The sequence below is a fragment of the Rhizobium sp. RU35A genome (assembly GCF_900156005.1).
GTDB lineage: Bacteria > Pseudomonadota > Alphaproteobacteria > Rhizobiales > Rhizobiaceae > Neorhizobium > Neorhizobium straminoryzae.
In genome coordinates, this window is record NZ_FTMR01000011.1 from 25,580 (window position 1) to 51,152 (window position 25,573).

At 63.8% G+C, this 25,573-nt stretch carries 27 protein-coding genes and 1 tRNA gene; 15 read left to right on the forward strand and 13 right to left on the reverse strand.

All coding sequences use genetic code 11. The annotated features are described in order from the left end of the window. Positions 1-42 precede the first annotated feature (42 nt). The gene (locus F3H95_RS21025) at positions 43-993 is read left to right on the forward strand and encodes an aldo/keto reductase (protein WP_149747452.1); all 951 of its coding nucleotides are present in this window, start codon (positions 43-45) and stop codon (positions 991-993) included. After that, positions 990-1,433, forward strand: a complete 444-nt coding sequence (locus tag F3H95_RS21030) for a GNAT family N-acetyltransferase (RefSeq protein WP_149747453.1) — start codon at positions 990-992, stop codon at positions 1,431-1,433. Before F3H95_RS21025 ends, F3H95_RS21030 begins: the two co-directional genes overlap by 4 nt. Before the next feature lie 39 nt (positions 1,434-1,472). Here F3H95_RS21030 and F3H95_RS21035 read toward each other — a convergent pair whose 3' ends face one another. Next, positions 1,473-2,363, reverse strand: a complete 891-nt coding sequence (locus F3H95_RS21035) for a LysR family transcriptional regulator (protein WP_149747454.1) — start codon at positions 2,361-2,363, stop codon at positions 1,473-1,475. 151 nt (positions 2,364-2,514) lie between these two features. On the opposite strand from F3H95_RS21035, the gene F3H95_RS21040 reads away from it, so the two are divergent. Further along, entirely contained in the window at positions 2,515-3,510 is a 996-nt protein-coding gene (locus F3H95_RS21040; protein WP_149747455.1) for an aldo/keto reductase, read from the forward strand. Positions 3,511-4,598: 1,088 nt separating this feature from the next. On the opposite strand, the gene pheT is transcribed toward F3H95_RS21040, so the two are convergent. The 5 genes from pheT to infC form a co-directional block, all read right to left on the reverse strand. After that, a complete protein-coding gene (pheT, locus tag F3H95_RS21045; protein WP_149747456.1) occupies positions 4,599-7,025 on the reverse strand; it encodes a phenylalanine--tRNA ligase subunit beta in 2,427 nt (808 codons plus the stop codon). Between the two features lie 21 nt (positions 7,026-7,046). Next, entirely contained in the window at positions 7,047-8,132 is a 1,086-nt protein-coding gene (gene pheS, locus F3H95_RS21050; protein WP_143127181.1) for a phenylalanine--tRNA ligase subunit alpha, read from the reverse strand. Between the two features lie 156 nt (positions 8,133-8,288). After that, positions 8,289-8,693, reverse strand: coding sequence for a 50S ribosomal protein L20 (gene rplT, locus F3H95_RS21055; protein ID WP_143127182.1), 405 nt, complete (start codon positions 8,691-8,693; stop codon positions 8,289-8,291). A 39-nt stretch (positions 8,694-8,732) separates the two neighbouring features. Continuing rightward, complete coding sequence (gene rpmI / locus F3H95_RS21060; RefSeq protein ID WP_099056273.1) at positions 8,733-8,936, reverse strand: 50S ribosomal protein L35; 204 nt, start codon at positions 8,934-8,936, stop codon at positions 8,733-8,735. Positions 8,937-9,140: 204 nt separating this feature from the next. Next, a complete protein-coding gene (infC, locus tag F3H95_RS21065; RefSeq protein ID WP_215568157.1) occupies positions 9,141-9,677 on the reverse strand; it encodes a translation initiation factor IF-3 in 537 nt (178 codons plus the stop codon). 183 nt (positions 9,678-9,860) lie between these two features. On the opposite strand from infC, the gene F3H95_RS21070 reads away from it, so the two are divergent. Then, a complete protein-coding gene (locus F3H95_RS21070; protein WP_149747457.1) occupies positions 9,861-10,658 on the forward strand; it encodes an alpha/beta hydrolase in 798 nt (265 codons plus the stop codon). A 148-nt stretch (positions 10,659-10,806) separates the two neighbouring features. Further along, complete coding sequence (locus tag F3H95_RS21075; protein WP_143127185.1) at positions 10,807-11,421, forward strand: transglutaminase-like cysteine peptidase; 615 nt, start codon at positions 10,807-10,809, stop codon at positions 11,419-11,421. A gap of 447 nt (positions 11,422-11,868) precedes the next feature. On the opposite strand, the gene mbfA is transcribed toward F3H95_RS21075, so the two are convergent. Beyond that, a complete protein-coding gene (gene mbfA, locus F3H95_RS21080; RefSeq protein ID WP_143127186.1) occupies positions 11,869-12,852 on the reverse strand; it encodes an iron exporter MbfA in 984 nt (327 codons plus the stop codon). A gap of 214 nt (positions 12,853-13,066) precedes the next feature. Here mbfA and F3H95_RS21085 point away from each other — a divergent pair, with 214 nt between their 5' ends. Next, complete coding sequence (locus F3H95_RS21085) at positions 13,067-14,164, forward strand: TRAP transporter substrate-binding protein (RefSeq protein WP_143127187.1); 1,098 nt, start codon at positions 13,067-13,069, stop codon at positions 14,162-14,164. Positions 14,165-14,352: 188 nt separating this feature from the next. Further along, positions 14,353-14,640, forward strand: a complete 288-nt coding sequence (locus tag F3H95_RS21090; RefSeq protein WP_149747458.1) for a hypothetical protein — start codon at positions 14,353-14,355, stop codon at positions 14,638-14,640. 65 nt (positions 14,641-14,705) lie between these two features. Here the strand turns inward: F3H95_RS21090 and F3H95_RS27230 are convergent, their stop codons facing one another. Next, positions 14,706-14,879 (reverse strand): hypothetical protein, encoded by a 174-nt coding sequence (locus F3H95_RS27230; RefSeq protein ID WP_188134448.1) that lies wholly within the window; start codon positions 14,877-14,879, stop codon positions 14,706-14,708. A gap of 187 nt (positions 14,880-15,066) precedes the next feature. Between F3H95_RS27230 and F3H95_RS21095 the strand changes: the two genes are divergently transcribed. Next, entirely contained in the window at positions 15,067-16,131 is a 1,065-nt protein-coding gene (locus tag F3H95_RS21095) for an alpha/beta hydrolase (protein ID WP_149747459.1), read from the forward strand. Between the two features lie 2 nt (positions 16,132-16,133). Here the strand turns inward: F3H95_RS21095 and F3H95_RS21100 are convergent, their stop codons facing one another. After that, positions 16,134-16,652, reverse strand: coding sequence for a GNAT family N-acetyltransferase (locus tag F3H95_RS21100; protein ID WP_149747559.1), 519 nt, complete (start codon positions 16,650-16,652; stop codon positions 16,134-16,136). Positions 16,653-16,676: 24 nt separating this feature from the next. Further along, entirely contained in the window at positions 16,677-17,252 is a 576-nt protein-coding gene (locus F3H95_RS21105; protein WP_143127190.1) for a helix-turn-helix transcriptional regulator, read from the reverse strand. 196 nt (positions 17,253-17,448) lie between these two features. Here F3H95_RS21105 and F3H95_RS21110 point away from each other — a divergent pair, with 196 nt between their 5' ends. The 4 genes from F3H95_RS21110 (at position 17,449) to F3H95_RS21125 (ending at position 21,257) form a co-directional block, all read left to right on the forward strand. Next, on the forward strand, positions 17,449-18,723 hold the full coding sequence (locus tag F3H95_RS21110) for an MFS transporter (protein WP_149747460.1): 1,275 nt from the start codon (positions 17,449-17,451) through the stop codon (positions 18,721-18,723). Positions 18,724-18,828: 105 nt separating this feature from the next. Then, positions 18,829-20,649 (forward strand): translation elongation factor 4, encoded by a 1,821-nt coding sequence (gene lepA / locus F3H95_RS21115; RefSeq protein WP_143127192.1) that lies wholly within the window; start codon positions 18,829-18,831, stop codon positions 20,647-20,649. Between the two features lie 79 nt (positions 20,650-20,728). Then, a complete protein-coding gene (locus F3H95_RS21120) occupies positions 20,729-20,959 on the forward strand; it encodes a type II toxin-antitoxin system CcdA family antitoxin (protein ID WP_149747461.1) in 231 nt (76 codons plus the stop codon). Between the two features lie 67 nt (positions 20,960-21,026). Continuing rightward, entirely contained in the window at positions 21,027-21,257 is a 231-nt protein-coding gene (locus F3H95_RS21125) for a CcdB family protein (RefSeq protein ID WP_348530072.1), read from the forward strand. Between the two features lie 6 nt (positions 21,258-21,263). Here the strand turns inward: F3H95_RS21125 and F3H95_RS21130 are convergent, their stop codons facing one another. Further along, the gene (locus F3H95_RS21130; protein ID WP_143127195.1) at positions 21,264-22,550 is read right to left on the reverse strand and encodes a UDP-N-acetylglucosamine 1-carboxyvinyltransferase; all 1,287 of its coding nucleotides are present in this window, start codon (positions 22,548-22,550) and stop codon (positions 21,264-21,266) included. 135 nt (positions 22,551-22,685) lie between these two features. Beyond that, positions 22,686-23,435, reverse strand: coding sequence for a PRC-barrel domain-containing protein (locus tag F3H95_RS21135; RefSeq protein WP_149747462.1), 750 nt, complete (start codon positions 23,433-23,435; stop codon positions 22,686-22,688). Between the two features lie 187 nt (positions 23,436-23,622). Here F3H95_RS21135 and F3H95_RS21140 point away from each other — a divergent pair, with 187 nt between their 5' ends. The 3 genes from F3H95_RS21140 (at position 23,623) to F3H95_RS21150 (ending at position 25,018) form a co-directional block, all read left to right on the forward strand. Further along, a complete protein-coding gene (locus F3H95_RS21140; protein WP_149747463.1) occupies positions 23,623-24,492 on the forward strand; it encodes an NAD(P)-dependent oxidoreductase in 870 nt (289 codons plus the stop codon). A gap of 5 nt (positions 24,493-24,497) precedes the next feature. Continuing rightward, complete coding sequence (locus F3H95_RS21145; protein WP_143127198.1) at positions 24,498-24,815, forward strand: SelT/SelW/SelH family protein; 318 nt, start codon at positions 24,498-24,500, stop codon at positions 24,813-24,815. A 118-nt stretch (positions 24,816-24,933) separates the two neighbouring features. Continuing rightward, a tRNA-Leu gene (locus F3H95_RS21150) sits at positions 24,934-25,018 on the forward strand. A 133-nt stretch (positions 25,019-25,151) separates the two neighbouring features. On the opposite strand, the gene F3H95_RS21155 is transcribed toward F3H95_RS21150, so the two are convergent. Next, positions 25,152-25,511 (reverse strand): hypothetical protein, encoded by a 360-nt coding sequence (locus tag F3H95_RS21155; protein ID WP_143127206.1) that lies wholly within the window; start codon positions 25,509-25,511, stop codon positions 25,152-25,154. Positions 25,512-25,573 lie beyond the last annotated feature (62 nt).

Here is a 25,573-nt window from a genome sequence, read left to right on the forward strand (position 1 = left end):
TCGCGCCATATCCGTCATCCCTTTTCCGACCCGGAGGTTTTCATGCACTTGCGCCCGCTCGGCCGCACCGGCCTTTCCATCGCCCCCGTCGTCTTCGGCGGCAATGTCTTCGGCTGGACGGCCGACGAGAACACCTCCTTTGCCCTGCTCGACCGCTTTTTCGAGGCGGGCTTCAACACGATCGACACGGCGGATGTCTATTCCCGCTGGGCGCCCGGCCACCAGGGCGGCGAATCCGAAACCATCATCGGCCGCTGGCTGAAGCGCGGCAGCGTGGCGCGCGACAAGGCCATCATCGTCACCAAGGTCGGCTCGGACATGGGCCAGGGCAAGGTGGACCTCTCGGCAAAATGGATCGAGAAGGCCGTCGAGGCTTCGCTCACGCGCCTCGGCACCGATTACATCGATCTCTACCTGTCCCACTGGCCGGACGCCGAAACGCCCTATGAGGAAACGCTCGCCGCCTTCGACCGGCTGAAACAGGCCGGCAAGATCCGCGCCATCGGCTGCTCCAATCTGGATGCCGGCCAGCTTCGCGCCGCGCTCGATGCCGCGGCCACGGCCGGCCTGCCGCGCTATGATGTGCTGCAGCCCGAATACAATCTCTATACGCGCGACAAGTTCGAAGGGCCGCTGGCGGATCTCTGCATCGCCGAGGAGATCGGCGTGATCAGCTATTATGCGCTGGCCGCCGGCTTTCTCACCGGCAAGTACCGCAAGGCGCAGGATACGGAAGGTGTCGCCCGCTCCTACCGCGTCGGCAGCTATCTGGACGAGAAGGGTCACCGGGTTCTCGCCGCCCTCGATGCGGTTGCCGCCGAGACGGGCGCGAGCCTTGCCACCATCGCGATCGCCTGGGTGGCGGCGCGCCCCGGCATCACCGCGCCGATTGCCTCGGCCACCTCGCTGTCGCAGCTCGATGCGATGATCGCCGCCGGCTCGCTGAGGCTGACAGAAGCGCAGCTGCAGCGTCTGAACGAGGCCGGCGCATGAGCCTGATCATCCGTGAGGCCCGCGCCGGGGACGAGGCGGGCTGGCGCCGCCTCTGGGCCGCCTATGTCCACTTCTACCAGGTCGACATTTCCGAGGCGGTCACCGCCTCCACCTGGGGCAAGATCCTGAGCCCGGACAGCGCCCTCTTCCTGCGGGTGGCGGAGCGGGAGGGCCGGATTGTCGGTTTCGCACTCTGCCTCACCCATGAGGGCAGCTGGATTCTCGGCCGCGACTGCTATCTGGAGGATCTGTTCGTCGATGCCAGCGAACGGGGCAAGGGCGTCGGTCGCGCGCTGCTCGATGACCTCGTCGCCCTGTCGAAGGAGCACGGCTGGTCGCGCCTCTACTGGCACACCGCCGAAACCAACGTGACCGCGCGAAAACTCTACGATTCCTATGTCGCGTCCGACGGCCATCTGCGCTACCGGATCAATTTCTGAGCACGGCCCGCGCTGCCGCGGCCACGGCCGCGCGGCGTCTCATCCGCGATGGCGGAAGAAATCGACAAAGGCCCTGAGCGGCGGGCGCATCTGCCGCCGGGAGGGATAATAGATGTAGAAGCCGTCGAAGGGCGGGCACCAGTCCTTCAGCACGCGGATCAGCCGTCCCGCCGCGATATCCTCGTCCACGCGCCGGTCGAACAGGAAGGCAAGCCCGATACCGTCGAGGGCGGCGCGGCGCATCATGCCCTGATCCGAGAGGATCAGCGGGCCGTTGACATCCACGATCAGCGGTTTGCCCTCCCGCTCCAGTTCCCAGCGATAGATGGCACCGCTTGAGAAGCGCCGGCGGATGCAGCGGTGCTGCATGAGATCGCGCGGATGCTCGGGCGCCGGCCGGGTGGCGAGATAGGCGGGCGAGCCGACGATTGCGCCCTGCCAGGGGCCGCTGGCCCGGACCGCGATCATATCCGCCTCCAGATGCTCGCCAAGCCTCAAGCCCGCATCGCGGCCACGTTCGACGATATCCTCGAAGCGATCCTCCGTGCGCAGGTCCAGCTCGATATCGGGATAGAGGGCCAGAAATTCGGAGAGGCGCGGCAGGATCAGCTCATCCGCCGCCAGCTGCGGCATGGTCAGCCGCAGTGGCCCGGCCGGCCGATCCCGCCCGTCGGCCAGCCCGTCCAGCACCGCGGAGATTTCGGACAAGGCCGGTCCGAGCGTCGCGATCAGCTGCCGGCCTTCCTCGGTCGGCGCGACGCTGCGGGTGGTGCGCTGCAACAGCCGGATGCCGAGGCTGTCCTCCAGCGCCGAGACGGCATGGCTGACGGCAGACGGCGCGATCGCCAGTTCCGCCGCCGCCTTGCGGAAGCTGCGATGTTCGGCGACGGCCGCGAGAACGGCGAGTTGGGAAAGCTGGGTCCGGTTCATTGTTCGAAATGATAGAACAGCCTGAGGCGATTTGCAGCCATTTTCGTTCCGATCGGTTCCCTCTAGAGTGCCCTCATGCCGGTGCCAGACCTTGCCGTCCGCGTCTGCCGCAACAGGTTTCACCAGAACAGCCGCATCAGGAGATCCTTTCATGCAAACCCGTTCTCTCGGTTCGCTCACCACCTCGGCGCTTGGCCTTGGCTGCATGGGCATGACGCATGCCTACAGCCCTTCGACCGACGAGGCTGCCTCGCTTGCCACGCTTGCCCGCGCCGTCGATCTCGGCGTCACCCTGTTCGATACGGCCGAGGTCTACGGCCCCTTCACCAATGAGGAACTGGTCGGCAAGGGCCTGAAGCCCTATCGCGACAGGGTTCTGATCGCCACCAAGTTCGGCTTCACCATCGGAGACGAGGCGAAGGCCGCCCGTCCCTCCGGCACCGACAGCCGGCCGGAGCATCTGCGGGCGGTCGCCGAAGCCTCGCTGAAGCGGCTCGGCGTCGAGGTGATCGATCTCTTCTACCAGCACCGCGTCGATCCGGACGTGCCGATCGAAGAGACTGTCGGCGCCATGGCCGATCTCGTGAAAGAAGGCAAGGTCAGGGCGCTCGGCCTGTCCGAAGCCAGCGCCGCAACGCTGCGGCGGGCGCATGCCGTGCATCCCATCGCCGCCATCCAGAGCGAATATTCGCTGTGGACGCGCGATCCGGAGGAAAACGGCGTTCTCGCCACCTGCCGCGACCTTGGCATCGGCTTCGTGCCCTTCTCACCGCTCGGCCGCGGCGCGCTGACCGGCGCGCTGAAAAGCCTCGACGGCCTGGCCGACAACGACTTCCGCCGCGCCCTGCCGCGCTTCCAAGGCGAGAATTTTGACGCCAATGTCGCGCTCATCTCGCTGCTCGAACAGATGGCCGAGGCAAAGGGCGTCACTGCCGGCCAGCTGGCGCTGGCCTGGGTGCTGGCGCAGGGCGATTTCATCGTCCCGATCCCCGGCACCACCAAGATCGCCAACCTGGAAAAGAACGTCGCCGCTGCCGCGATCACGCTTTCGCCGGACGAGGTGAAGGAACTGGGCGATCTTCTTTCCCCCGCCAAGGTGAAGGGCGCACGCTATCCGGAATCGATGGCGAAGATGGCAAACCGGTAGGGCCGCCGTCCCGTTCGCGCACGACTCTCCCCCTATGCCTGCGGGGCATCTTCCCCTCAAGGGGAGGAGATCGCATCGCGGCATCGCCTTCCCGCCCCATGACCGTCGCAATCGAAGAAAGCGCTTTGACCTCTCAGGGTAGCGACCGTCCCTAAAAACAAAAAGACCCCTCCCAACCCTCCCCACAAGGGGGAGGGCTTTAACCCAGCCGACCCGCCGAAGCCAATCGAAGCATGGGCGGGTGCCGTCTGCGGTCTCCCCCCTTGTGGTGGGGTGAGGAGTGGTTCGCGAAGCGAAGCAATCGATCCAGTGAATCGATTGCAGGGACGAACGCGGCAGCCAGAGGGGGTATTTTGCCGATGCACTGACGTCGTCAACCCTCTGTCCAAAAACATCTTTCGGCGAATTGCAGGGCCAACGACAAGCGCCACGACAAAAAAATCTTCATCCCCCTCATCCCCACCCCTGAAATCCATGCCTACAATCGCCTCGTCCCGCAGCGGATACACCGGCAGGCGTGCCGGCGATGCGGGGCCGGTTCGGGGCAGGCGGGTGAGACGCAAAACCGCCTGAGCCGGGTCCGTCAACAGGGTCCCCCTCCGGCGACCGGGTGGAGGACAAGGCGCGTCGGACGTCTGCGCCTTGTCCTTCAACGCTCCCAGCTGCGCGTCGGGCGTGCCTTATGTGGCACACATGGGGAAGGCCGGCAGGGGCCGCATCGCCCGTTGTCCGCCCGCATCCCTCCCGCAGGGGAAGGATGACGGGAACGGCGATGGCAAACGGCACCACCGGCCTTTCAGACAGAGGGACCGACCGGCGGGCACAAACAACCGAACGGGGCGCTGAGAGGTGTCACATATAAACTCCCCTACGAGGCAGCTTTCAGCGCCCCGGCCGAACATGCCCGCACCCGCAAGGGGCGGCGATGAAACAGAGTCACGCCACGGGCAGCAAGTGCCGCGTGCGCAAAGGAGCATGAGCGCAAAACTCATGAACCCCGTTTTTTGACAAACCTGTGCCCGGAAACATGATCGGCCGGAATGCGGTCTCGTCGCATTCCGGCCGAAAGAAGGATCTGCAATGGCAGGTCAGGCGCGCAGGGTGCCGCCGGTCGTCTTTTCCACATTGCCGACGATCTTCTTCGTCAGCGCGTCGAAATCCTCATCCGTCAGCGTCTTGTCGGTCGGCTGGATCAGTACCTCGATGGCAACCGACTTGCGACCCTCGCCGAGCGAGGCGCCCTCGAACACGTCGAAGACAGTGACGCCGGTGATCAGCTTGCGGTCGGCGCTGCTGGCCGCCTTGATGATCGATCCGGCATCGACCGCCTTGTCAACGACGAAGGCGAAGTCGCGCTTCACCATCTGGAAGGGCGAAAGCTCCAGCGCCGGCTTGGTGCGGGTGGCCTTCTTCTTCGGCTCCGGCATCGCATCGAGATAGACCTCGAAGCCCGCCAGCGCGCCGGACACGTCCAGCGCCGACAGCGTGTTCGGATGGAATTCGCCGAAATGGCCGAGCACCACCTTCGGGCCCATCTTGATCGTGCCGCAGCGGCCGGGGTGATACCAGGCCGGACCGCCCTGCTCCACCTGCACATTGGCCATGGGCAGGCCGCAGGCCTCGATCACCGCCAGCGCATCGGCCTTGGCATCGAAGACATCGACCGGCTTGCCGCCGCCCTTGGCGGCATTCGACCAGGAGCGGCCGGCGCCGGCAAGCGACGCCGTGCCGCGGCGGATACCGCCCGCCACGCGCCGCTGTGCGTCGGGCGTATCGCCCTCATAGGTGCCGGACACTTCGAAGATCGCCACGTCGCCATAGCCCTTGTCGGCATTGCGCTGGGCAGCCGTCAAAAGTCCCGGCAGCAGCGAAGGGCGCATGTCGGACATGTCGGCGGCGATCGGGTTGACGAGTTTCAGCGAAGGCTTGCCGCCGCCGAACAGTCTTGCCTGATCTTCCGGAATGAAGGACCAGGTGACGGCTTCCAGCATACCGCGCGAGGCAAGCGCACGCCGCGCCGTGCGGGTGCGGATCTGCAGCGTCGTCAGGATGCGGCCATTGACCGTCTCCTTGGCCGGCAGCGGCTCGGGCTTGATGTTGTCGACGCCGTGGATGCGCATGACCTCTTCCACGAGATCGGCCTTGCCGTCGACATCCGGTCGCCAGGAAGGAACCGCCACCTGCACGCGGCTTTTGTCGCCGGACAGGATCTCGAAGCCGAGGCCGGTCAGGATCTGCCGGCTTTCTTCGACGGAAACGGTCAGGCCCGTCAGCCGCTTGACGTCCGAGAAGGGGAAATCGACGACCTTGCGGTCATGGCCCTTGTAGCCGGCGATCTTCGCCTTGGCCGGCGTGCCGCCGCAGAGCTGCACGACCAGTTCCGTGGTGCGCTCCAGCCCCGGCATCATATATTCGGGATCGACGCCGCGCTCGAAGCGGTAGCGCGCATCGGTGATGATGCCGAGCGCGCGGCCGGATTTGGCGATGTTGATCGGGTCCCACAGCGCCGATTCGATCAGCACGTCCACGGTGTTCTCGTCGCAGCCGGAATGCTCGCCGCCCATGATGCCGCCGATCGATTCGACGCCATTGTCATCGGAAATGACGACATTACTGGCAGACAGCTTGTAGGTGCGGGTGTCGAGCGCAAGGATTTCCTCGCCCTCGACGGCACGGCGCACCACGAGATTGCCCTTCACCTTTGCGGCGTCGAACACGTGCATGGGCCGACCCTGATCGAAGGTCATGTAATTGGTGATATCGACCAGCGCATTGATGGGGCGAAGGCCGATCGCCTTCAGCCGCTGCTGCATCCAGGCCGGGCTCGGGCCGTTTTTGACGCCGCGCACGAGACGCAGCGCAAAGCCCGGGCAAAGCCGCTCGTCATCGAGATCGATGCGCACGTCGACGGTGGTTTCGCCATCCACCGGCAGCGCCGGAACCTTCGGCGCCTTCAGCGTGCCGAGGCCCGACGCCGCCAGATCGCGTGCGATGCCGTAGACGCTGGTGCAGTCCGGGCGGTTCGGCGTCAGGTTGATCTCGATGACCGGATCATCGAGACCGGCATAGGTCGCAAACGGCGTGCCCACCGGCGCATCGTCGGCCAAGTCGATGATGCCGTCATGGTTGTCGGAGATGTTGAGTTCCTTCTCCGAGCACATCATGCCATGACTTTCGACGCCGCGGATATTGCCGACGGAGAGCGTCACGTCGATGCCCGGAACATAGGTGCCCGGCCGCGCCAGCGCCCCGACGAGGCCTGCCCGCGCATTCGGCGCACCGCAGACGACCTGCACCGGTTTGCCGTCGCCCGTATCCACCATCAGCACCTTCAGCCGGTCGGCAGACGGATGCTTTTCGGCGGAAACCACCTTGGCGATGACGAAGGGCCTGTAGGTCGCACGATCATCGACATCCTCGACTTCGAGGCCGATCGCGGTGAGGCGCTCGCAGACCTGTTCAAGGTTCGCGTCGGTTTCCAGATGTTCCTTCAGCCAGGAGAGCGTGAATTTCATGGGTCTATCCTCCTTGCAGAATTACACACTCAAACCGCCGAACAGGGTCGGCATGTCGAGCGGACGAAAACCGTAATGGCTCATCCAGCGCACGTCGGCGTTGAAGAAGTCGCGCAGGTCGGGCATGCCGTACTTCAGCATGGCGATGCGGTCGAGGCCCATGCCCCAGGCAAAACCCTGGTATTCATCGGGATCAAGCCCGCCGGCGCGCAGCACGTTGGGATGGACCATGCCGCAGCCCAGAATTTCCATCCAGTCCTTGCCCTCGCCGAACTTGACGATCGGACCGGACGAGCGGTCGCACTGGATATCTACCTCGAAGCTCGGCTCCGTGAAGGGGAAGAAGGACGGGCGGAAACGCATGGTGACGCTGTCCACCTCGAAGAAGGCCTTGCAGAATTCTTCCAGAATCCAGCGCATGTTGCCGACATGGCTCTTCTTGTCGACGACAAGGCCTTCGACCTGATGGAACATCGGCGAATGGGTGGCATCCGAATCCTGGCGATAGGTCTTACCGGGAATGACGATGCGGATCGGCGGCTTCTGGATTTCCATCGTGCGCACCTGCACCGGCGAGGTATGCGTGCGCAGCACCTTGCGCTCGCCCTTCTCGTCCGGGGCCAGGAAAAAGGTGTCGTGCATCTCGCGGGCAGGGTGCCCTTCCGGGAAATTCAGCGCCGTGAAGTTGTAATAATCCGTCTCGATATCGGGACCTTCCGCAATGGAAAAGCCCATGTCGGCAAAGATGGCAGTGATCTCGTCGATGATCTGGCTGATCGGGTGGATGCGGCCGCGCTCGGCCGGCGAGGAACGGACCGGCAGCGTCACATCCAGCGTTTCCGCAGCGAGGCGGGCGTTGATCGCGGCATCGCGCAGCACGGTCTTGCGGGCGGCAAGCGCCTCCGTCACCTCAGTCTTCAGCGCATTGATCGCCGCGCCGCGGGTCTGGCGCTCTTCAGCGCTCATGGCGCCGAGCGTCTTCAACAGGTCGGAGACGGAGCCCTTCTTGCCGAGCGCAGAGACGCGGACGGCTTCGAGGGCCGCTTCGTCGCCGGCAGCCGCGATTTCCGTCAGAAGCGAGGTTTTCAGGTTTTCCAGATCGGACATGGTTTCTTCCATATGAAGCCCGGCAAAGGCCGGAACGTGACCCTGACGTACGGTCGTGACATGAAGCCTTGACAGACAAATGAAAAACCCGCGCCAGCCGAGACCAGCGCGGGTTTCCCAAATTCAGTGAAGCTAGATAAGCCTGGGAAGCGCTGGTTAACGAACCGCGCTTTCAAACTCGTTGGCCGTGCCGGCATCCTTGAGATAGGCGAGAGCCTTCTTGGAGGCTTCGACCAGGGCGCCGAAGGCAGCCGGCTCATGGATTGCCATGTCGGAGAGAACCTTGCGGTCCACTTCGATGCCAGCCTTGTTCAGGCCGTCGATGAAGCGGCCGTAGGTCAGGCCGAATTCGCGGACGGCAGCGTTGATGCGCTGGATCCAGAGGGCGCGGAAGTTCCGCTTCTTGACGCGACGGTCGCGCGTCGCCATCTGGCGCGAACGATCGACGGCAGCCTTTGCGGCGCGGATGGTGTTCTTGCGGCGACCGTAGAAGCCCTTGGCGGCCTTGAGGGTCTTGGTGTGCTTGGCGCGAGAGGTTACGCCACGTTTTACGCGTGCCATGTCATGATCTCCTTAAAGTGTTCCGGAAGCGAAAAGGTCTCAGAGACCGTTCGGCAGGTAGTTCTTGATGACCTTCTTGCCGTCAGCTTCGGCCAGAATCATCGTGCCGCGTGCATCGCGGATGAACTTGTTGGAACGCTTGATCATGCCGTGGCGCTTGCCGGCGGCAGCCGCAACGACCTTGCCGGTCGCGGTGATCTTGAACCGCTTCTTGGCGGAGGACTTCGTCTTCATCTTGGGCATTTTGCTACTCCATAATTCTTGTATCGGCACCGGCTGACGAGGCCAGCGCCAAGCAATTCAAGAACGGACACGGCATGCCCTGCCGGACCGTTCGGACGCGCGCTTATAGCGGCTGATGCCGCAAAGCGCAATGGGGAAAGCGGGATTGTCGCAACCGTCGCAGGCGGCAGATCCGGGCGCCTCACAGAGACGGACAGGCTGGCCTCAACGAGGGGCCAACACCATCATCATCTGGCGGCCTTCAAGCTTCGGCTCGGCCTCCACCTTGGCAATCGCCGCGGTGTCTTCCTTCACCTGAAGCAGAAGCTTCATGCCCAGTTCCTGGTGCGCCATTTCGCGACCGCGGAAGCGAAGCGTCACGCGAACCTTGTCGCCATCCTCGAAGAAGCGGTTGATGGCCTTCATCTTCACCTCATAATCATGGGTGTCGATGTTCGGACGCATCTTGATTTCTTTGATTTCGACGATCTTCTGCTTCTTGCGTGCTTCGGCCGCCTTCTTCTGGTTGGCGTATTTCAGCTTGCCGAGATCGAGGATCTTGCAGACCGGCGGGTCGTTGTTGGGAGAAATCTCGACCAGATCGAGACCCGCCTCCTCCGCCATCTTGAGCGCCTGATCTGTCGGCACGATGCCGAGGTTTTCACCCTCTGCGTTGATCAGCTGAACGCGGGGGATGCGGATTTCCCGGTTGGAGCGCGGCCCGTCCTTGACTGGAGCGTCGGCTTTGAAAGGTCTGCGAATGGTCGTATTCTCCTCGAATTGTTTCTGGATCGCAGCGGCGATCATCTGCGCTCAAGCGCAATAGCGGGCAATGTCGTCAACGCTGCTTCGAAGTCAATAGCATATTTGCTGGGAGAAATCACCTGCTGCCGGCTTTTCGCGAATCTGCTCTATAGGCAGCCACACAGCCGGAGAGACAGACGCATGACACAGCCATCCGACCCCATCCGCGCCGCCACCCTTGCCGTCGGCGAGAACGGGCAGGCCCGCCCGATCGCGACGCTTTACCGTCCCGCAGAACGTGCAGAGACCGGGCCGATGCTCGTCTGGCTTGGCGGCTATCGCTCGGACATGACAGGCACCAAGGCGCTGGAGATGGACAGGCTGGCCGGTGAGCGGGGCCTTGCGGCGCTGCGCTTTGACTATTCGGGCCACGGCCAGTCCGGCGGCGCCTTTCGCGACGGGACAATTTCCCGCTGGCTGGAGGAAACGCTCGCGGTGATCGATGCTCATCCGGCGACCGAGATCATCCTGGTCGGCTCTTCCATGGGCGGCTGGATTGCGCTGAGGGCCGTGCAGGAACTTGGCCGCCGCCCCGGAGCGCCGACGGTGCGCGGCATGGTGCTGATCGCACCCGCACCCGACTTTACCAGCGAACTGATCGAACCGGCATTGTCCGACGCCGAACGCCGGTCGCTGGAGGAGCGCGGCTTCTTCGAGGAACCCTCGCAATACAGTCCGGAGCCCAATATCTTCACCCGCGCCCTCATCGAGGATGGTCGCCGCAACCGCGTGCTGCAGGGACTGATCGAGACCCGTTGCCCGGTCCACATCCTGCAGGGCATGCGCGACGAAGACGTGCCCTACCAGCATGCACTCAAGCTGATGGAGTTCCTGCCGGCCGACGACGTGGTGCTGACGCTGGTCCGTGACGGCGATCACCGGCTGTCGCGGCCGCAGGATATCGAACGGATGCAGGCCGCGATCACCGCTCTCCTATAGGGCGTCCCGCCTTGCGCCGCAGGGGATGCAGCATTCACGCAGCAATCTTAACCATAAACGCAGAGTCCCGCCGTTAAGACTCTGTTCATAATTGACACCTCGTCCCTTTGGCTCTTAACCTTTTGTTAGGATTTGAAGGGACGGGTCCATGATGAATGCCCTGAACGCGCGGCATGTAGCCGTGGTGCTTGCTGTTGTGCTTGGCTCCGCCTCGGCCGCGGTTCCGGCCTCTCGTCCACTGGCCAATATGGTGACGGGCAATGTGACCTCCCAGCCGATCGGCCATTACGAATTCTGCCAGCGCCATCCCGACGAATGCAACATCCGCTTCACCTCGACTCCGCCGGCCAAGGTCACCGCCTATGGCTGGCAGATGATCCACGAGGTCAATGAGTCGGTAAACCATCGCATCACCGCCAAGACCGACATGGAAGTCTACGGCAAGGAAGAATACTGGGAATATCCGGTGGATGCCGGCGACTGCGAGGACTATGTGCTGGAAAAGCGCAAGGAACTCTCCGAAAAGGGCTTTTCGCTGGCCGATCTGCTGATCACCGTGGTCCGCAAGCCCGATGGCGAGGGCCATGCGGTTCTGACGGTGCGCACCTCCGAGGGCGACTTCATCCTCGACAACCTGACCGATGACGTGAACCTCTGGACGGCCACGCCCTACACCTATCTGAAGCGTCAGGCGACCTTCAACACCGGCCGCTGGGTCACCATCGAGGATGGCCGCGACATTCTGGTCGGCGCACTGCGCTGATTGACCGGACATAGGGCACAGAAGAGAGGCCGGCGGATGCTGGCCTTTTTTGTTGTCTGGACGGGCAGTACGGCTGGCCGTCGCAACTGGCGAAAGCCCCGGCGCCTCGCTTCAGGCTCGGCGCGTTCGCTGCTCAAAACGTGCCACGGCTAAGTTTTGCCGGCTACGCCGTCGCTCCTGGCTGAAGCACCGGCGCCTCGCTTGGGCTCGGCGCGTTCGTCGCTCAAACGTGCCACGGCTAAGTTTTGCCGGCTACGCCGTCGCTCCTGGCTGAAGCCCTGGCGCCTCGCTTGGGCTCGGCGCGTTCGCTGCTCAAAACGTGCCACGGCTAAGTTTTGCCGGCTACGCCGTCGCTCCTGGCTGAAGCCCCGGCGCCTCGCTTGGGCTCGGCGCGTTCGCTGCTCAAAACGTGCCACTGGCACGTTTTGCCGGCTACGCCTTCGCAGCTCACCCATTCCCAATCAAAATGCCGGCGGCGAGGACGAGGGAGCCGCCGAACACCACCTGGAAGACAGCCCGCAGGAAGGGCGTTTCCATATACTTGTTCTGGATGAAGGCGATCGCCCACAATTCGATGAAGACGATGAAGGCCGCGACGATCGTCGCCGTCCAGAAGTGTGGGATGAGATAAGGCAGTGCGTGGCCGAGGCCGCCAAGCGCCGTCATGATGCCGCAGGCAAGGCCGCGCTTCAGCGGCGAACCACGCCCGGACAGCTTGCCGTCGTCATGCGAAGCCTCCGTGAACCCCATGGAGATGCCGGCACCGACCGATGCCGAGAGGCCGACCAGAAAGGTCTGCCATGTGTCCTGGGTGGCAAAGGCCGCCGCGAAGATGGGGGCGAGCGTGGATACCGATCCATCCATCAGGCCGGCAAGACCGGGCTGCACATAGGTAAGGATGAACTGGCGGCGCTCGGTGGCCGCCTCCTCCTCGCGCACCTCTTCCGGCGCATGCTTGTCGCCCAGCATGCGGGCAATCTCGCCATGCCCCTGCTCGGCCACGGCAAGATCGCCCAGAAGCTGTCGTGTTGAGGCGTCCGTCACCCGCTTGATGGCTTCCAGATAGAAGCGAGCAGCCTGCTCCTCCATCAGTTCGGCCTGGGCCCGGATCGTCTCGAGCGAGAGATTGGTCATCAGCCAGTCCGGCCGGCGCTGGTAGAAGCCGCGCACATGCTCGCGCCGGATCAGCGGGATGTCCTCGCCGAACCGCTGGCGAAACTGCGAGATCAGCATGTTGCGGTGCGCATGCTCCACCTCGGCCATATCGCGAAAAACCTTGGCGCTGTCCGGCGCCTGAGGCTCGAGGGCGCGGGCATAGGACTGATAGATCCGTGCATCCTCCTCTTCCGATGAAATGGCGAGCGCGAGGATCTCCGCCTCGCTGAGGGAATCGAAGCTGCGGCGGGAAGAGCCGCGAAACAGGTCGAGCATGTCGGAATTCCTTTTTAGAATTATTCTAATAATAAGGGTTCCCGGAAAATCTGACAAGCCTGAAACAAACGGCCGAAGTGTCGCGCGCCACCCGAAAACCGCGAAGGGTCAGCGCGGCCGCCCTTTTGCCTTGCAGCGCCGACAACAAAATGATTTAGGGGCCGGTAGCCTGGGCATATGCTCAGCACCCCCTGAAATTGAAGGCTTTTAGTCCATGAACCGCAGATCCTTCTTCCGCCAGGCCGGTGTTGCCGGAGTTGGCGCAGCCGCCCTTGCCGCTCCCGCCATTGCCCAGGAAAACCCGGAACTGACCTGGCGCCTCACCTCGTCCTTCCCGAAGAGCCTCAACATCCTGTTCGACAGCGCCACCGAGATCGCCAGAAGCGTGTCGGAAGCCACCGATGGCAAGTTCCAGATCCAGACCTTTGCGGCCGGCGAAATCGTGCCGCCGCTGCAGGCGGCCGATGCGGTGGCGGCCGGCACGGTGGAAATGGCCCATACCTGCGCCTACTACTATGTCGGCAAGGATCCGACCTTCGCGCTCGGCACCGCCATTCCCTTCGGCCTCAATGCACGTCTCAGCAATTCCTGGTTCACCGTCGGTGGCGGCAACGACCTGCTCAACGAATTCTTCGCCGGCCACAACCTCTATGCTCTGCCGTCGGGCAATACCGGCGCGCAGATGGGCGGCTGGTTCCGCAAGGAAATCAAGACCGTTGACGATCTGAAGGGCCTGAAGATGCGCATTGCCGGCCTTGCCGGCCAGGTGATGAGCAAGGTGGGCGTGACGCCGCAGCAGATCGCCGGCGGCGATGTCTATGCAGCGCTCGAAAAGGGCACGATCGACGCCACCGAATTCGTCGGTCCCTATGACGACTACAAGCTCGGCTTCTACAAGGTGGCCAAATACTACTACTATCCTGCGTGGTGGGAAGGCGGTCCGACGGTTCACACCTTCTTCAACCGTGACAAGTTCAAGAACCTGCCGAAGCGCTACCAGCGGGTGCTGACCGATGCCTGCGCCCGCGTCAATGCCCTGATGCTGGAGCGCTACGATGCGCTGAACGCCAAGGCGCTGCGCGAACTGGTGGGCGAAGGCGCCATCCTGCGCCCCTTCAGCCAGGACATTCTGGAGGTCTGCTACAAGGCGGCCCAGGAAACCTATGCCGAAATCAGCGCGACCAATCCCAACTTCAAGAAGATCTACGACAGCCAGCAGGCCTTCAAGAAGGACGGCTATCTGTGGCTGCAGATCGCCGACTACAGCTTCGATACCTTCATGATGATCCAGCAGCGCAACGGCACGCTGTAAGCGGCGCAACCGCCAAAAACGATAGGGAAGGCGGCGGCCGGCAGCGGCGGCCGCCTTTTTGTCATGCAGGGAAAATGGACCAGACTCGGCCTCCTGGCCTGCCACTCCGCTCTATGCGCGGCCTTAACATTTGATATTGCGCAAGAAGACCATGGGCCTATGGTGTCGCCTGCTGCACGGAGAAAGTCATGCCGCAACGGCACACCCGGTTCTATCCCAGCATCCTCGGACCGAGCGACCTTGCCATTCTGGACAGGGCGATCCGCTCCGTCGTGTTTGCCTGTGACAGGCAGGCGGATGCGCCCGATCCGGACAGCATTGCGCGCATCGTGCTGCGGCTTTACCGCATGGGTCTGACGCAGCCGGAAAAGCTGGCAGCGCTGTCGGCACGACTGGCCTGCGCCGCCGCCATCTCAGGCAGCGGTGCGGACCGGTTTGCCCGCAGGGCGGCCGTCCCTTCTCCCTCCCGGCGCTGAAACCCCGCATTGCAGCGGGGTCTCGGATCGATATGCCATCGAAGGATCGAGAGGCTTGGCGCCGCTCACTTGCTGCCGTTGTTGCGCCGGCTCTTGGCACCGACACGGTCGTTCTGGCTGGCGGTCTTGCCGTCCGGCTGTTGCCCGTAATAGGTGCCGCCGAGATGGCCGCCGGCGCTGGTGTTTTGCACCTGAGCCTTGGCGCGGGCCTGCAGTTCCTTGACATTGGTCTTGCTCATGCTTGCCTCCGGGTTGGCAGGGGTGATGGTGACCAACCCTCAAACCACCTGGAAGTTCCCCCTGGACATCTCGCCGGGTCGTCCGTCCCGGATCGCGTTTCGAGACGACCTTGATCATGTTTCAGGTCGAGAAGCCTGCCGAAAACCGAAAGTTTGCCCTCGTCGCTTCATCCAACGAGGTTTTCCCATGAAAAGGCTTCTTCTCCTGACCGCCCTTCTTTCAAGCGCCTTCCTGCCCTGGACGGCCTTTGCCGAGACCGCCATCGGCGTCACCACGATTTCCGTTCCCTCGATGCAACGCGGCAAGCCGCTCTCCGTCGATGTCTGGTATCCCTCGAAGGCCAAGGCGCCGGAGGCTCTCGTCGGCGACAACCGCATCTTCACCGGTGCCGCCGCCAAGCCGGATGCGGCGATCGATCCCGGCCACCACCCGCTGGTCCTGCTGTCGCACGGCTCCGGCTCACGGGCGCAAGGCATGACCTGGATTGCAGCCCGTCTTGCGGAACAGGGTTTCATCGTTGCCGGCCCCGATCATCCCGGCACGACCAGCGGCGATTCAACGCCGATTGCCACGCCGCGCATCTGGGAGCGGACGCAGGATCTCTCCAACATCATCACCTGGATGACAGGAGATGCCCGCTGGCAGGCTTCCGTCGACGCCGCGAAGATCGGCGTCATCGGCTTTTCGCTCGGCGCCAGCACGGCACTGGAACTGATCGGCGCCCGCGCCGACCTCAACGCCTATGCCGATTACTGCGACCGCTATACCATGATGATGGATTGCCAGTGGTTTGCCGGCGGCTTCGGCTTCGTTGACGGCAAGCGGGTCGCCTCGCCGGTCGTGAAACTGCGGGACTTCGACAAGGCACATTTCGAGCAGTCGAATCTCGATCCCCGCGTCACCTCCGCCGTCATCGTCGACCCCGGTCTCGCGACCGCCTTCAAGGCCGACAGCCTGACGGCGATCAAGGTGCCGACGACCGTCATCAATCTGGGCAGCCCGGGCAGCGTGCCCGTCGCCGTCAAGGCCGATATGCTTTCCGCCAAAATCCCCGGCGCCCAGTACCGCCAGATCCCCGGCGCCAACCATTTCAGCTTCCTGCCGGTCTGCAAGCCCGATGCGCAGGATGTGCTGAGCGAATCCGGCGATGCCGATCCCATCTGCGACGGCAAGGGCCTGCGCGACCGGGCGGAAGTTCACAAGGATGCGGAAAAGCTGATTGTCGAGGCCTTCGAGACGACGCTGAAGTAAGGTCAGGCCACCCGCTTGTAGAACAGGGTGGTGCTGCAGAAGCCGCCCTGCGGCCACAGCGCGTAATCGGGAATGACGCCGGCCTTTTCCCAACCGAAGCGGGGGTAGATCGCCTCCGCTTCGCTGCCGGTCGCGGTATCGAGCACCAGAAGGATGCGACCGCGCCGCGCGGCTTCCTCCTCCACCAGCGCCATCAGCTTGCGCGACAGGCCAAGGCCGCGGGCCGAGCGGTGCACGAGAAGCTTCATCAGATCGCCGCGATGCGGCTGGTTCGGCTTCTGTGCCAGCCCGACCTGCACGGTGCCGACCACGCGGCCCTCCACCTCCGCAACCGCAAGGATCGTGTGGCCGGCGGCGACGCTCTCGACGATGCCCTGCCAGTAGCCCAACGCGTCCTCAGGCGCAAAAGGCAGCATGAAACCGACGGAAGCGCCACCATTGACGCAGTCGGACAGAACCTCGCACAGGTCGGCAACCAGAGGGGCAGCATTTTCGGCGGAGACGAGGCGGCAGGTGGTCATAGGCATCGGCATGTCTTTCATCGCTCAGCGCCCGCGGTCCAGGATGACGGCATAGCGCACGGGTTGATCGGTGGGATTGTGGAACTGGAAGGCGTCGCCGATATCCATGAACAGGCAGTCGCCCGCCTCCAGCCGGTAGGTCTCGCCGGGCAGGATCATCTCGAGCACGCCCGCAAACACCCAGATATGCTGGGTCATGAACCGGCTCTCCTCCCGCGGCGGGAAGCTGACGCGCGCGCCGGGCGGAAAATCCACCTCGACGATATCGACGCGCGACGAAACACCCGGCGGCGAGACGGAGCGGCGCAGATAGCCGGTGACCGGATCGCGCCAGATCCGCTGCTGCCCCCGCCGCGCGACGGGCGAGCGGTCCGGCTGATCCGGTGCAAAGAATTCCGAGAGCGACAGGCCGAGCGCCTCGCACAGACGCGCCAGCAGCGCCGCCGTGGGGCTGGCCTCGCCCCGCTCGATGCGGGAGATCATCGCGCGGCTGACCCGGGAGGCGGAGGCCAGCTGGTCGAGCGTAAACCCTTCCCGCTGCCTGAGTGCCTTCAACCGCTCGCCGAGCGCGCCTTCGAACTGTTCGTCATTCTGTTCCATGGCCTGATCCTGCATTTCCATTATAATGGAGTCAATAGAGCGCATGATGGAATTTTTGCGAATTCGAACGACAGGCTGCGGCGTCTTCGCGATAGCCTGAGCCTAGCGAAGAAGTTACTCTTGCGCCCATCTCGCATATCCCTTCGGTCGGCACCGGTCACAGGTCCCGTCACCACCTTGTCCTTTGGGAGGCTTCATGCACGGCCCGCCTGATCGGGGTTCCTCTCCCCTGTCGATCGCCAGTATCGTCGCCTCGATGACCACGGCGGCGGTGGGCAGCGGCCTGATGTTTGCCTACAGCCCCTATATGCTGGCGCGATCGGCCGATGCGGCCTGGGCACCGGGGGCGGCCGTCACCGCCGTTGCCTTTGGCGGGCTGGTGGGCTGTGTCGTCACGGGGCCGCTGATCCAGCGGGTCGGCCATGCGCGGCTGTTTGCCTGCTCGATGGGGATCGTCATCATTGCAGCCGCCTTCATCGCCTCGAACCTCTCCGTCTCTCTGTGGATTCTCGGGCGCGGGCTCTATGGCGCGGCGGCCAATTGCAACTTCATCATCGCCCAGAGCTGGCTGAACCATGCGGCCTCGAACGCCTGGCGGGGCCGCGCCATGTCCTTCTTCTACATGGCCTATGTGCTGGGGCTCGGCTGCGGCTCCTGGCTGTTCGGGCAGATCCCGACCTCGGGCAACCTGACGCCGCTGCTGACGATCTTCTTCACGGCGCTGGCCATTCTGCCGATCGGCCTGACGCGGCTGCCGAACCCGCCGGCCCCGGCGCGGGTCAATGTCGATGTCGGCATGGCCTGGCAGATTTCGCCGGTCGGCCTCATCGGCGTTCTTGCCTCCGGCGGGCTGTCGATGGTGGTGCAGGGCTTCGTGCCGATCTATGCCACCACCAACGGGGTGGCGCAGCAAGAGGTGGGTCTGCTGATGTTCGTAATGCAGACCGGCCTGCTCTTCGTGCAGTATCCGCTCGGCATCCTTTCCGACCGGATGGACCGGCGCCGGGTGCTGCTCATCACCTGCGCCATCATTCTGACGGCCGGAACCGCAGCGCTGTTTGCCTCCCTCACCCACATGATCCTGTTCATGCTCATCTTCCTGGTGTTCGGCGGCGCGATCGAGACGATCTATTCGATTGCCAACGCCCATTCGAACGACCGGGCCGATCCCGGCGATTACGTGCCGCTGTCCAGCACGCTGCTGGTGGCCTGGTCGGCCGCCGCCACCGTGGTGCCGCTGGCCGTGACGGCGCTGATGCCCGTCTTCGGCCCCAAAACCTTCATCGGTGCCGCCCTTCTCGTTGCGGCCGCCTATATGCTCTTCACATTGTGGCGGCTGAACGAACGCGATCCCGTTCCAACCGCCGAACGCGAGAGCTTCGAACTGCGCAGCGCGCAACTGCCGAATGCCGCCGTGCTGACCGATCCGGAAGCGCGCGCGGCCGACCAGTCGACGGAACCGACCGGCTGACGACGGACAAAGCGGCGTCCGGACCGGCGAAAGCCCCGGTTTTCTCAAGCTTTGCCGCAATTTCCCGCTAGGCGTTGCAAGGCCTCGCTGCTATATGCGCGAGCCATGAGCACAGACCGTACGCCCCTCGACCATATCCGCAACTTTTCCATCGTCGCCCATATCGACCATGGCAAATCGACGCTTGCCGACCGCCTGATCCAGTCGACCGGCGGCCTGGCCGACCGTGAGATGTCGGAGCAGGTTCTCGACAACATGGAGATCGAGAAGGAGCGCGGCATCACCATCAAGGCCCAGACGGTGCGCCTGCACTACAAGGCCAACAATGGCGAAACCTATGTGCTGAACCTGATCGACACGCCCGGCCACGTGGACTTCGCCTATGAGGTCTCGCGCTCGCTCTCGGCTTGCGAAGGCTCGCTGCTCGTGGTCGATGCCAGCCAGGGCGTGGAAGCCCAGACGCTCGCCAACGTCTATCAGGCGATCGACAACAACCACGAGCTGGTGACGGTTCTCAACAAGATCGACCTGCCCGCCGCCGAACCGGAGCGGATCAAGGAACAGATCGAGGAAGTCATCGGCATCGACGCTTCCGACGCCGTGCTGATTTCGGCCAAGACCGGCCTTGGCATTCCGGACGTGCTGGAAGCCATCGTGCACAAGCTGCCGGCGCCGCAGAGCCCCGGCGGCGAAAAGGCGCCGCTGAAGGCGCTGCTGGTCGACAGCTGGTACGACACCTATCTCGGCGTGATGGTTCTGGTGCGCATCATCGATGGCGTGCTGTCGAAGGGTCAGCAGATCCGCATGATGGGCACGGATGCCAAGTATACCGTCGAGCGCGTCGGCGTGCTGACGCCGAAGATGGTCAATGTAGACAGCCTCGGCCCCGGCGAGATCGGCTTCATCACCGCCTCGATCAAGGAAGTGGCCGATACCCGCGTCGGCGATACGATCACCGAGGACAAGCGCCCGACGGCGGCAGCCCTGCCCGGCTTCAAGCCGGCCCAGCCGGTGGTGTTCTGCGGCCTCTTCCCCGTCGATGCCGCTGACTTTGAAGACCTGCGCTCTGCCATGGGCAAGCTGCGCCTGAACGACGCCTCCTTCTCCTTCGAAATGGAAAGCTCGGCAGCACTCGGCTTCGGCTTCCGCTGCGGCTTCCTCGGCCTGCTGCACCTCGAAATCATCCAGGAACGCCTGGAGCGCGAGTTCAATCTCGATCTCGTCGCGACCGCGCCCTCCGTCGTCTACCAGATGACGCTGACCGACGGCACGGAGAAGGAATTGCACAACCCGGCCGACATGCCGGATGTGGTGAAGATCGACGAGATCCGCGAGCCCTGGATCAAGGCGACCATCCTGACGCCGGACGAGTATCTCGGTTCCGTGCTCAAACTCTGCCAGGACCGCCGCGGTATCCAGACCGAACTCACCTATGTCGGCACCCGCGCCATGGTGACCTACGAACTGCCGCTCAACGAAGTGGTGTTCGACTTCTACGACCGGCTGAAGTCCATCTCGAAGGGCTATGCCTCCTTCGACTATACGATCACCGACTACCGCGCCGGCGACCTCGTGAAGATGTCGATCCTCGTCAATGGCGATCCTGTCGATGCGCTCTCCATGCTGGTGCACCGCTCGGCGGCCGACCGGCGCGGCCGCGGCATGTGCGAGAAGCTGAAGGAACTCATTCCGCCGCACATGTTCCAGATCCCGATCCAGGCCGCCATCGGCGGCAAGGTGATCGCGCGCGAAACCGTGCGCGCCCTGCGCAAGGACGTGACCGCCAAGTGCTACGGCGGCGACGCCACCCGCAAGCGCAAACTTCTGGACAAGCAGAAGGAAGGCAAGAAGCGCATGCGCCAGTTCGGCAAGGTGGAAATCCCGCAGGAAGCGTTTATCGCAGCGCTGAAGATGAACGACGAGTGAGGCTTTTCGCGGCCTCGCATCTGCTTCATAATCCCGCCTGCGGACCCTTGGGGGCCTGCGTAACAAGGGATGTGGTTTCATGGTTCAGGCAGCATCCGCAAAGGATAAGATTTCCATTGATTGCGCACTTCTGGCCGAGGCGACCGACCTGAAGCTTGATGTGTCACGCGCGGCGGAAGATGGAATCGCGCGCGCCGTGAAGGCCGAAAAGGAACGGCTCTGGCGGATCGAGAATGCCGAGGCGATTGCGGCGGAAAATACCGATATCGAGAAGCATGGGCTGCCGCTCGCCAAATACCGGCTGTTCTGATGGCGCGTTTTTCGGTGTACCGGTCCGAGGACAGGGACATCCTTCTCCTCGACCTTCAGGCCGATTTATGGATGTGTTGCGGACGCGCGTGGTGGTTCCGCTCTACCGGATCGAAACCATGTCTTGGGCGATGGGGCGGATGAACCCGCGCTTCGACATTGACGGCCATCGCTATGTGATGGCGACGCAGCGGATGGCTGCGATCAACGTATCCCAGCTTGGTCCGCTGCTCGATGACCTCTCCCACCGCGCCGATGACATCACCGCCGCGACGGATTTCCTGTTTCAGGGTTTTTGACCCGGCCTATTCCCAATGCACGCGGGCGCCGAGTGCCGTCAGCTTTTCCACGAAATCGGGATAGGCGCGGCGGATCGGATCGGCATTCTTGATGCGGCTGATGCCCGGCACCTGGATCGCCGCCACCAGCAGCGCCACCACCACGCGGATGATATAGGGTGCCTCCACCACGGCCGGGCGCAGCGTGTTACCCCCGAAGACGATCAGGCGATGCGGATCGGAGAGATGCACGCGCGCACCGAATTTCAGGAGTTCCGCCGACCAGCCGAGTGCGCCTTCATACACCTTGTTCCAGAACATGATGTCGCCCTGGCAACCGACGGCGACGCCGATCGCCTGCGGCAGCAGGTCTGCCGGAAAATAAGGCCAGGGGGCCGCCTCGATCTTCGGCAGCAGTTCGGCGGTGAACGGTTCCGTCACCCTGCGGCTCCAGCCGGCGGTGGTGATCGCATCCTCCTCCACATCGAAGGCAAGGCCCAGCTTGCCGAACTGGCGGAGAATCAGCTCCATGTGATGGCCGACCTGCGATTCGACCCGCAGCCGGCCGCCGGTGACGGCGGCGATGGCGAGGAAGGTTGCCACCTCGTGGTGATCGTCCGGCACGGTGGCCTTTGTTCCGGACAGGCGCCCGACCCCGGTGATGGTGAGCTTCGAGGTGCCGATCCCCTCGATGCGGGCACCCATCGTCACCAGCATCTCGCAGAGCGCCTGCACATGCGGCTCGGAGGCGGCATTGTTCAGCACCGAAGTGCCGCTCGCCACGCTTGCCATCATGATGAAGGTTTCGGTCGCCGTAACCGAGGCATAATCCGGCCAGATGCGCGCGCCGCGATAAACATCCGGGGCCTCCATCGCGCACGGATGGGAGGAAAGGATGCGGCAGCCGAAGGCCTGCAGGATTTCCAGATGCGGATCGATCTCGCGCACGCCCAGCGCGCAGCCCTTCGCTTCCGTATCGAAATCCAGCCGGCCGGTGCGGATCATGGCCGGCGCCAGAAGCAGCACGGCGGCGCGCATGCCGAGCGGCAATTCGGCCTCGCGGGCGGCAAAGCCTGCAAAATCGTGACGGATGGTCAGCCGATGCGCGGCCCGGTCGCGATGAACCTTCGATCCCTTGCTCTCGAAATAGGCGACGAGCTTGTCGATATCGCTGATGTCGGGCACATTTTCCAGTGTCACCTCGTCATCGGTCAGAAGCGTGGCGCACAGCATTGGCAGCACCGCATTCTTGTTGCCCGAGGGCCGCATTGTTCCCGCGACCGGAAAGCCGCCTTCCACCACCAGATCCGCCATCATGCCCCCAGGATATGTCGAGGTCCGCTGATTGGGCGTCAATCATGGCGAAAATGCATATGCGGTCCGAAGCACCGGCACGACAAAGGGTTCCGCGGCATGCGTCGCGAAGCCCTCGATAGAAATCGGAACGGATCAGCGGGCCGGCGTCATGCCCCGGAAGGCCGGCGCGTCTTCCAGCTGCTCGCGCGTCACGTTCAGCACGATGCGCTCCGGCAGGCCGTTTTCGCCGATCGTTGCATCGCTGCTGGAGGATGCCGCGCTGTTGGCCGCCGTCCGGGTGCCGGTGGTGGCGTTCGGCACGGTGGCATTGGGGCTGGCGGCGGTGTTCGCGCCCTGCGCGCCCATGCCGCCGCCCTGATTGGTGTTGGCGCTCGGTGCCGGGTTGGAAGTGGTGCCCGTGGCCGTGGTACCGGTGGAGGCGGTGGTCTCACCGGATACCGCCGGATTGCCGGCAGCGGCCTGGTCGGCCTGCTGCTGAGTCATGCCCGGGCCGAGCTGCAGCGCGTTCATCTGCACCGCCACATCTTTCTGGCCGATGCCAAGGAAGCCGCCGACGCCGATGATCACCGCATTCACGCTGCCATCCTGGCTTACCAGCACATCGGAAATGTCGCCGATATTCTCGCCATTGGCGCCATAGACGGCCTTGCCCTGGAGATCGCTGACGCGCCAGGCGCCCTGCCCCGGAACGGTGACGAACGGGCCGGCGGTCGTATCGGCGGTGCTGCGCGGCGCATCGGCCGTGCCACCGTGCGCGTTGTTCTGATTGGTCATCTGGCCCGCACCGGTGTTCGGCGCGGCCGGGGCAGTGCCCGTCTGTGCCATGGCGGCCATGGGGAGAACGGTCGAAAAGGCGAGAGCGGCGATGAGCTTGCGTGTCATGAATGTTTCTTCCCGGGTGATTGCACTGGTTCGCAAACCGGCCGGGGGCGGTGTTGTTCCAATTTTTCGGACGACAGCCCCGGCGCCCCGGCGCAGCGACTGTTCCCGATCCTCCTGTTTTCGCTATCCATCGGCGCAGCGAAGGCGGTATGACTGCGGATACGCAGAGACAGGATGAGGGGGAGCGATGACACGAGAACGCATCGGGATCATTGGCCTTGGGCGCATGGGCAGCGCGATGGCCACGCGGCTTTCGGCGCAGGGTTTTGCCGTAACCGGCTGGACGCGGCGCGGGTTGAACGCCGAGCAGGCGTCAGCGCTCGGGATCTGCTCCGCCGCCGATCTTGCCGCACTGGTCGATGCCTCCGACATCATGATCCTCTCGCTGATGGATGACGCAGCCGTGGAGAGCATTCTCGGCCAGCTGGGACAGCTCGATCTCTCAGGCCGACTGGTGGTGGAAACGAGCACGGTCAGTCCCAAAATCCTGCCGGCACATCAAGAAGCACTGCAGGCGGCGGGGAGCCGGGCGCTCGACGCGCCGATCTCCGGCGGCCCCCAGCAGGTTCTGGAAGGCACCATCGGCCTCTATATCGGCGGCGCGGCCGAGGATGTCGCACGCTTCCGGCCGGTGGCCGAACAGCTCTCCAACCGGATCCATCACATCGGCCCGCTCGGCCACGGCGCAACCGCCAAACTCGTCAACAACATGATGCTGCTCGGCCTGTGGCAGACCCTGAAGGAGGCGCTGCAACTCGGCCAGGCGGCGGGCCTTGCCCGCGAGACCATGCTGCGTTTCCTGGAGACGAGCCCGGCGGCAAGCCCCGCCTTCAAATCCCGCCTGCCCGTCATTCTCGGCGAAAGCGATAGCGTCGGCTTTTCGCTCTCCGGCGTGGTGAAGGATGCGGGCGTAGTGATGGATCTCGCCGCCGCTTTGGACCTGCCGCTGCCCGCAATGGCCGCGGCCCGGCAAAGCTTTCTCGGCGCCGAACAGGCGGGTCTCGGCGAAAGGGACCTTGCCACCATGGTGCGCGCCGCAACCGAATCGAAAGGATAACAGGCATGACCGACAAACCCCGCGTGACGATCCACTACTGCATCCAGTGCAACTGGCTGCTGCGTTCCGCCTGGATGGCGCAGGAACTGCTGCAGACCTTTGCCGAAAGCCTTGGCGAGGTGGCTTTGCAACCCGGATCCGGCGGCATTTTCGAGATCCGCGTCGATGGCCAGCTGATTTGGGAACGGGTGCGCGACGGCGGTTTTCCGGGACCGAAGGAGCTGAAGCAGCGGGTGCGCGACGTCATCGACCCCGAACGCGATCTCGGCCATATCGATCGATCTTCCAGCAAAAACAACGAGGAAGCGGCCAAAGCCCCGTAAAGCCAGGCTATCCGCAAAAAGCCTCATAAACGGCCGACCAAGAAAAATCACGCCTGACACAGAAACTTCAAAAAGGGCGTTGACAGGCGAAGCAGGTCCCAGTACATGGCTCCTCGTCGCCCAGATGGCGGAATTGGTAGACGCGCAGGTTTCAGGTACCTGTGCCGCGAGGCGTGGAGGTTCGAGTCCTCTTCTGGGCACCAAATTCCCAAGGTCAAGTCGGTACCAACGACTTGAATTTTTTTACAAAAAAGCCCGGCTGAGCCGGGCTTTTTTGTTGCCTAAATTTCCGGACGAATACCGTGCTCCGGCAGCCAGCCGTGCTGGGACGTCGTTTTACTGTCTTGGCAGATCCGTGGGGTTGAGGCCGGGCACCCAGGGGCGGTCGGGCATCTGCGTGCTGGAATAGGTCACGCCATTCTTCTCACAACGATAGACAGTCACCGGCACGCTGTCGCTGCTGAGAATGTCGTCGCGCCGCCAGCGGCGGTATTCAATATCCGTGGTGCAATTGGGTTCGTCCGCCGCCTTCTGCTTTGCGAGCGTTTCCGGCGAGACGACGCCCGGCAGATCCTTGTAGACCGGCGCAGGATTGGCCCAGTTGGGCTGGGCCTTGCCGTCGGCGGCTAGCACGGGCGCAGACATCAACGCGCCCAGCATCAGCAGCCGCCAGAAATCCTTCGTCACCATCCGCATCGTACGTCCTCCGCGCTTGTTATCCGATTGTCATGTAAGGGCTCGCGGGTGACGCCGCCATA